Annotated in this window: 8 protein-coding genes; 7 read left to right on the top strand and 1 reads right to left on the bottom strand. The window is 51.3% G+C overall.

Annotation, left to right across the window (positions count from 1 at the left end):
• Positions 1 to 122 precede the first annotated feature (122 nt).
• Genes B3180_RS07555 through modC form a run of 7 tightly spaced genes read left to right on the top strand, consistent with a single transcriptional unit; the run spans position 123 to position 4,362 of the window.
• Positions 123 to 629, top strand: a complete 507-nt coding sequence (locus B3180_RS07555) for a molybdenum cofactor synthesis domain-containing protein (RefSeq protein WP_278358593.1) — start codon at positions 123 to 125, stop codon at positions 627 to 629.
• Between the two features lie 9 nt (positions 630 to 638).
• Positions 639 to 1,127, top strand: a complete 489-nt coding sequence (gene moaC, locus B3180_RS07550) for a cyclic pyranopterin monophosphate synthase MoaC (RefSeq protein WP_199494010.1) — start codon at positions 639 to 641, stop codon at positions 1,125 to 1,127.
• The gene (gene moaD / locus B3180_RS07545) at positions 1,124 to 1,369 is read left to right on the top strand and encodes a molybdopterin converting factor subunit 1 (protein WP_054488676.1); all 246 of its coding nucleotides are present in this window, start codon (positions 1,124 to 1,126) and stop codon (positions 1,367 to 1,369) included. Before moaC ends, moaD begins: the two co-directional genes overlap by 4 nt.
• Before the next feature lie 9 nt (positions 1,370 to 1,378).
• On the top strand, positions 1,379 to 1,834 hold the full coding sequence (moaE, locus tag B3180_RS07540; protein WP_278358594.1) for a molybdopterin synthase catalytic subunit MoaE: 456 nt from the start codon (positions 1,379 to 1,381) through the stop codon (positions 1,832 to 1,834).
• Positions 1,834 to 2,592 carry a molybdate ABC transporter substrate-binding protein gene (gene modA, locus B3180_RS07535; RefSeq protein ID WP_278358595.1) on the top strand — a complete coding sequence of 253 codons (759 nt, stop codon included), beginning with the start codon at positions 1,834 to 1,836 and terminating at the stop codon, positions 2,590 to 2,592. Before moaE ends, modA begins: the two co-directional genes overlap by 1 nt.
• Positions 2,585 to 3,268, top strand: a complete 684-nt coding sequence (modB, locus tag B3180_RS07530; RefSeq protein WP_222236232.1) for a molybdate ABC transporter permease subunit — start codon at positions 2,585 to 2,587, stop codon at positions 3,266 to 3,268. The genes modA and modB overlap by 8 nt, the downstream gene beginning before the upstream one ends.
• On the top strand, positions 3,262 to 4,362 hold the full coding sequence (gene modC / locus B3180_RS07525) for a molybdenum ABC transporter ATP-binding protein (RefSeq protein WP_222236234.1): 1,101 nt from the start codon (positions 3,262 to 3,264) through the stop codon (positions 4,360 to 4,362). The genes modB and modC overlap by 7 nt, the downstream gene beginning before the upstream one ends.
• Here modC and B3180_RS07520 read toward each other — a convergent pair.
• The coding region (locus B3180_RS07520) for a thiamine pyrophosphate-dependent enzyme (protein WP_286843830.1) at positions 4,352 to 5,537 on the bottom strand (1,186 nt) is incomplete at its 5' end. The genes modC and B3180_RS07520 overlap by 11 nt on opposite strands.

Genomic DNA, 5,537 nt, shown 5'->3' with positions numbered 1-5,537 from the left:
TCTGCAACGATTTAACGCGCAAGCCTTATCCTGCCAGAACGAATCACAACTGGTGAATACCAATACCCCGGAACAATGGTCGCAACTCTGTCAAATTCACGGCCAGACTCAGGAGTGGATGCATGAAAGCTAATAAATCCTTTAAGCCATTAAACATTGCTGTGGTGACTTTTTCAGATAAACGCACCCGGGCGGATGACAGCACCGGCGACCTGCTGCAGAAGCTCATGGAAAACGATGGCCACAAGGTCGTGGAACGCGAAGTACTCAGTCACGACAAATACCAGATTAGAGCATTGGTCAGTCAGTGGATAGCGCGTGAAGATATTCAAGTTGTGGTGACCAATGGCGGCACCGGTTTCGCGCTGGATAACGTCACTCAGGACGCACTAATGCCGCTACTGGACAGTCATATTGATGGCTTTGGTGAGTTATTCAGACAACTGTCTTTTGCTGATATCGGTACCTCCAGCGTTCAGTCACGGGCGTTTGCCGGATTAGCAAACCGTACCTTAGTTGCAGCAGTACCAGGCTCCGGCGGCGCTGCAGAGCTGGCCTGGGACAGCTTGCTGGGCCCCCAGCTGGATTCACGTCAGGGCCCCTGTAATTTCGTCGGCCATCTGTCATAAGGAAAACACATGAGTGAATTAACCCATCTGAATCAGCACGGCGAAGCCCATATGGTGGATGTTGCTGATAAAGCCACCACTACGCGCATAGCAGTGGCACAAAGCAGGCTACGTAGCCGCACAGACGTGATTGAGCTGCTGGAAGCCGCCGCGGCTAAAAAGGGCGATGTTCTGGCCACAGCACGCATTGCCGGCATTATGGCTGCTAAAAAATGCAGCGAGCTGATTCCTCTTTGCCACCCGTTAGCCCTAACCAAAGTCACTATCGACTTCGAACTTGACCATGAAAAAGGCGAAGTTCGCATTCAGAGTCTCTGCAAGGTAACCGGTAGTACAGGCGTGGAAATGGAAGCTTTGACGGCGGCATCGGTCGCGGCCTTAACGGTGTACGACATGTGCAAAGCGGTTGATCCGGCCATGGTCATAACAGACACCTGTCTGCTTGAGAAAGAAGGTGGCAAAAGAGGTCACTGGACACGAGGAGGTACGCCGTTGTGATCACCGTAAAATTTTTTGCTGTACTACGAGAACGGTTAGGGTTAGCAGAAACGCAGGTGGATGCTGACGTCAGTACAGTACAAGAGCTGGTTCAGGTATTAAAACAACAGTCTGAGCGCTACGCTAAAGAGCTGGATCGCTATCAGTTGCTGTGTGCGGTTAATCAAAACTTATTGCCGCTAACAACGGAAGTTAAAGACGGTGATGAAGTGGCGCTGTTCCCCCCGGTTACCGGTGGTTAGGAGTTACTCATGAGTATCAGCGTTCGGGTTCAGCAAGAAGACTTTGATTTAGCCACAGAATATCAACGCCTCGCACAGAATAACCAGTGCGGTGCGGTAGTGACTTTTACAGGTTTGGTGCGTGATTCTGCTGACGGTGGTTTACGCGGTCTTGAGCTTGAGCATTACCCGGGAATGACCGAAAAGGCGTTAAACGATATTGTTGAAGAGGCTCAGAAACGCTGGGACCTGCATGGCGTGACGGTTATCCATCGGGTGGGTTATCTGGCACTGAATGAACAAATTGTTATGGTGGCCGTTGCCAGTGGCCATCGGCAGGCAGCTTTCTCGGCTGCCAGCTTTATTATGGATTACTTAAAAACCCGGGCGCCTTTCTGGAAGAAAGAACATACAGAAGAAGGCGAGCACTGGGTAGAAGCAAAGCAAAGTGATCAGCAAGCGGCAGAGCAGTGGAGTCAGCAGTAGTGAAGCTTTGGAGTTTGTTGTTATTGCTTTTTTCATCGTCGGTATGGGCTACAGACTTAACCATAGCGGCAGCATCCAGCTACCGGCCTTTGTTGACCGAGCTGGCAGATGAGTTTGAGCAGCGCGAGAATGTTTCTGTACGCTTGGTTTTCGGCTCCTCCGGCAAGCTGGCTACTCAAATTCAGCACGGTGCGCCGTATGATCTTTATTTTTCCGCAGACGATAGTTACATCCAGCACTTGCAGGAAGAAGGCTATTTAAGCGGAAAAATCATCACCGATGGCTATGGGCAACTGGTGTTGTGGAGCGCGAAAGCGGGCTTACTGCCTGAGTCGATTGAACAGCTGAGCGAGATGAAATCCGTTACTCTGGCGATTGCCCAGCCGCGCCATGCTCCTTTTGGCAAGGCGGCTATGCGCGTTTTAGAGAACCACCAGCTTGCTGATGCGGTTGAGGGGCAGTTGGTTTACGCAGAAAATGTCGCTCAGGCAGCCCAAATGGCCTTGTCAGGTGCAGCCGATATGGCCTTTGTTGCGGTCTCCGTTCTGCCATTTGAGGCTCGCGACGACAATCAGTTGCTAGTATTGCCTCTGAGTGACGAGCGCTTATTGGAGCAATCACATGCGGTGTTAAAGCGCGCTGATGATTTGAACTTAGCAATACAGTTCAGTCAGTTTACACAGAGAGAGGAGTTTAACCCTCTTAAACGTAAGCATGGGTTAATGCCGGGTAACAGAGCGGGGGCCAGCAATGAGTAGCACAGACTGGCAAGCGGTAGTTCTGACATTGCAGTTAGGCGCTTACAGTACGCTTATTCTGTTACTGCTGGCGACGCCTATTGCCTGGTGGCTGGCGAATCAGCGCAGCTGGCTGGTAGCTCCGGTTCAGGCCATTGTGGCTTTGCCATTGGTGTTACCGCCGACAGTATTAGGTTTTTATCTACTCATTTGGCTAGGTCCTAACGGTTTTATTGGATCTACGCTGGAGTCCTGGGGGCTGAACCATCTGGCGTTTAGTTTCGAAGGCATTCTTATTGGTTCGGTTATTTATTCCTTACCCTTTGCGGTGCAGCCACTGGTGGAGTCTTTTCGGCAACTGGGTAAAGAGCAACTGGATGTTGCAGCAACTCTGGGTGCCGGCTGGTGGCGTCGCTTCTGGACCATTGTATTGCCCTCTTGTCAGGGCGGGTTCCTCATTGCGGCAACTCTGAGCTTTGCCCATACCTTAGGCGAGTTTGGTGTCATTTTAATGCTTGGTGGCAGTATACCGGGAGAAACCCAGGTTTTGTCGGTGCTTATTTACGACCATGCCGAAGCCATGAACTACGGCGCGGCTGAGCGGTTGTCGCTGGGTCTGTTGTTATTTGCCTTTACCGTACTGGTCTCAGTTTATGCCTGGCAGAGGCGCGCTCAGCGTGGAGGGCGGTTATGTTAACGGTCAATATAGAACAACAACAGGGCGACTTCTGTCTGCAGTTGGCGCACAGTTTTGCCGATGACCGTGTGACCGCCATTTTTGGCCCGTCGGGCTGCGGTAAAAGTACTTTATTACGAGCTATCGCCGGATTAACTCCGGGTCTGAAAGGCAGTGTCCGCTGGCGGGATGCACTCTGGCATTCGCGCAAACCGCGCATGAAAACGGAGCAACGTGGACTGGCACTGGTATTTCAACAGGCTCACTTGTTTACCACTATGTCGGTCGAAAATAACCTAAGATACGGCATGCCGAAAAACGTCAGTGACAGTGAATTGGCTATCGGCTTTGCTGAGGTCGTTGATATGTTGTCACTTAGAGAGCTGCTGCAGCGTAAGCCGGGCCAGCTTTCCGGAGGGCAGCAGCAGCGCGTAGCCATTGGCAGGGCATTGTTGTCACAGCCACAGTTATTATTACTCGATGAGCCCATGAATGGTCTGGATGCAACCGCGAAAAAACAAATTCTTACCGATTTACGACGAATACAGAATCGCTTCCGGTTACCTATGTTGCTGGTGTCGCATCATGTTGAGGAAGTGGTGCAGCTGGCCGACGACGTAGTAATCATGGCGGATGGGAAGCTCGTCTCCAGCGGTACTTTGCAGACCCAGATCGATTCTCTGGCCGGCCACAGCGAAGGGCCGCTGTCGGTGTTATCGGTAACGCCACCGAACCAAACGGCCGGGCGTGTTAATGCCACCGATGAACTGCTTGCATGGCAATTGGCGGAGCAGCAACTCTGGCTACCGGTCAATGCCGCTGTCGATGTGACAGGTGTGAGCGAGGCAAAAACACGCGCGGCGGGGCGGCTACTTGTCTGGGCGAGAGACGTCAGTATTGCGACAGGATATTTACCTAATACCTCACTGACGAACCAGGTCGTCGCGCGTATTATCGACTTTGAACCTGCGAAGCATGTTGCTGAGACCGTTGTTGTTTTAACCGTTGGTGACCAGATACTCCGGGCATTGGTAACCAATGCCTCGGTTAAACGTCTGAACTTACAGTTGCAACAACAGGTTTATGCGTCATTTAAAGCAGCCGCTATGCATTAAGAAAGCGATAAGCAAAGCGGTTCAGTCTTTCAGTTCTGGTATTGGCTGCCAGCTCAACCTCAATAAAAGACACTTTCTTTGTCTGCATTAACGCCTGCTGAACGGCGTCTTCAAGTTGTGCACTTTGGCTGACGCGATAATAGTCACAGTTCATGCTCTGACTTAACTGCTGATAGTCCCAGCCATTGAGATTGGTGCATTCAAGTTGAGGTGCAAAAGCCTGGATCATGTCCCAGCAACGGTTATTAAAGAGCACAATAATTGGGGCATAATCATGTCGTTGAAAATGTCCAATCTCCAGTCCGGTCATCAGGAAAGCGCCATCGCCTACCAACACCATGGGCCGCATGCCCGTAGCGGCCTGAATACCATAGGCTGCGGGTATGGAGTAGCCCATCGAGGCATAGTAGGCGGGGGCCAGACAAAGACTGGGTTCGGCCTGTAACGAGGCAAACAGGCAATCGCCGACATCGGTCACAAAAGGAACCACCTGTTCACTGCGTGCCAGTTGCTGATGAATGGTGCGCATCACGTTGTCGGCATTAAAGGTATCATCAGGTATAGAGCAACTGCCGGTCGCGGCTATAGAGTAGTGGTAGTCTGGGAGGTTACCTTGCTCTAACTTGCGGAATAGCTTATCCAGCTGCACATGGTGGTAAGCACTTTTTTCTATCTGACAGTGGTTCTGCTGAATATCTACCAGCTTCTCATTATTAAAGAGTGGATTATGGGCGGCAAAGTTACTGTCTGTGCGGATAACCCCCACCGCCAGAATTAAGTCGGTCTGCTCCAGTAACTGGTAGGCCCGGGTATCAGCATCATCAAGAAATACGCCGGCAAAGTTAGGGTGTGTATGATCAACCACCGCGCGTCCGAGAAAGGTGGTGATAATTGGAATGCCGGTTTTCTTACTGAAGTTCTCCAGTTCAGCAGAGGCGTTAAAGCGGCGCACATCGATACCTGCCAGAATTACGGGTTTTTTTGCTTTTTCCAGACGTTTTTTTAGCTGTGAGGTCAGGCTGGACAGCTCTGTATCTGGCATTTCCGGTACGGCTAAGGCCTGAGGTGGTTCAACGGGGTAATCGTAAGCATCCCGCGCAACTTCAATTAATACCGGGCGAGAATACTTACGGCAGGCAGCTAGCGCTTTTTGCAGTTGTTCGGTAGCCGTTAGC

Origin of the sequence: Idiomarina sp. UBA4206, from assembly GCF_002383015.1 — a bacterium.
Taxonomy (GTDB): Bacteria; Pseudomonadota; Gammaproteobacteria; order Enterobacterales; family Alteromonadaceae; genus Idiomarina; species Idiomarina abyssalis.
Note: the sequence above shows the minus strand (reverse complement) of the source record. Positions and strands in the feature narration are given on the sequence as shown.

Coding starts and splice junctions, on each gene's coding strand:
- B3180_RS07555 (WP_278358593.1), top strand. CDS start 123: ATGAAAGCTAATAAATCCTTTAAGCCATTAAACATTGCTGTGGTGACT.
- moaC (WP_199494010.1), top strand. CDS start 639: ATGAGTGAATTAACCCATCTGAATCAGCACGGCGAAGCCCATATGGTG.
- moaE (WP_278358594.1), top strand. CDS start 1,379: ATGAGTATCAGCGTTCGGGTTCAGCAAGAAGACTTTGATTTAGCCACA.
- modB (WP_222236232.1), top strand. CDS start 2,585: ATGAGTAGCACAGACTGGCAAGCGGTAGTTCTGACATTGCAGTTAGGC.
- modC (WP_222236234.1), top strand. CDS start 3,262: ATGTTAACGGTCAATATAGAACAACAACAGGGCGACTTCTGTCTGCAG.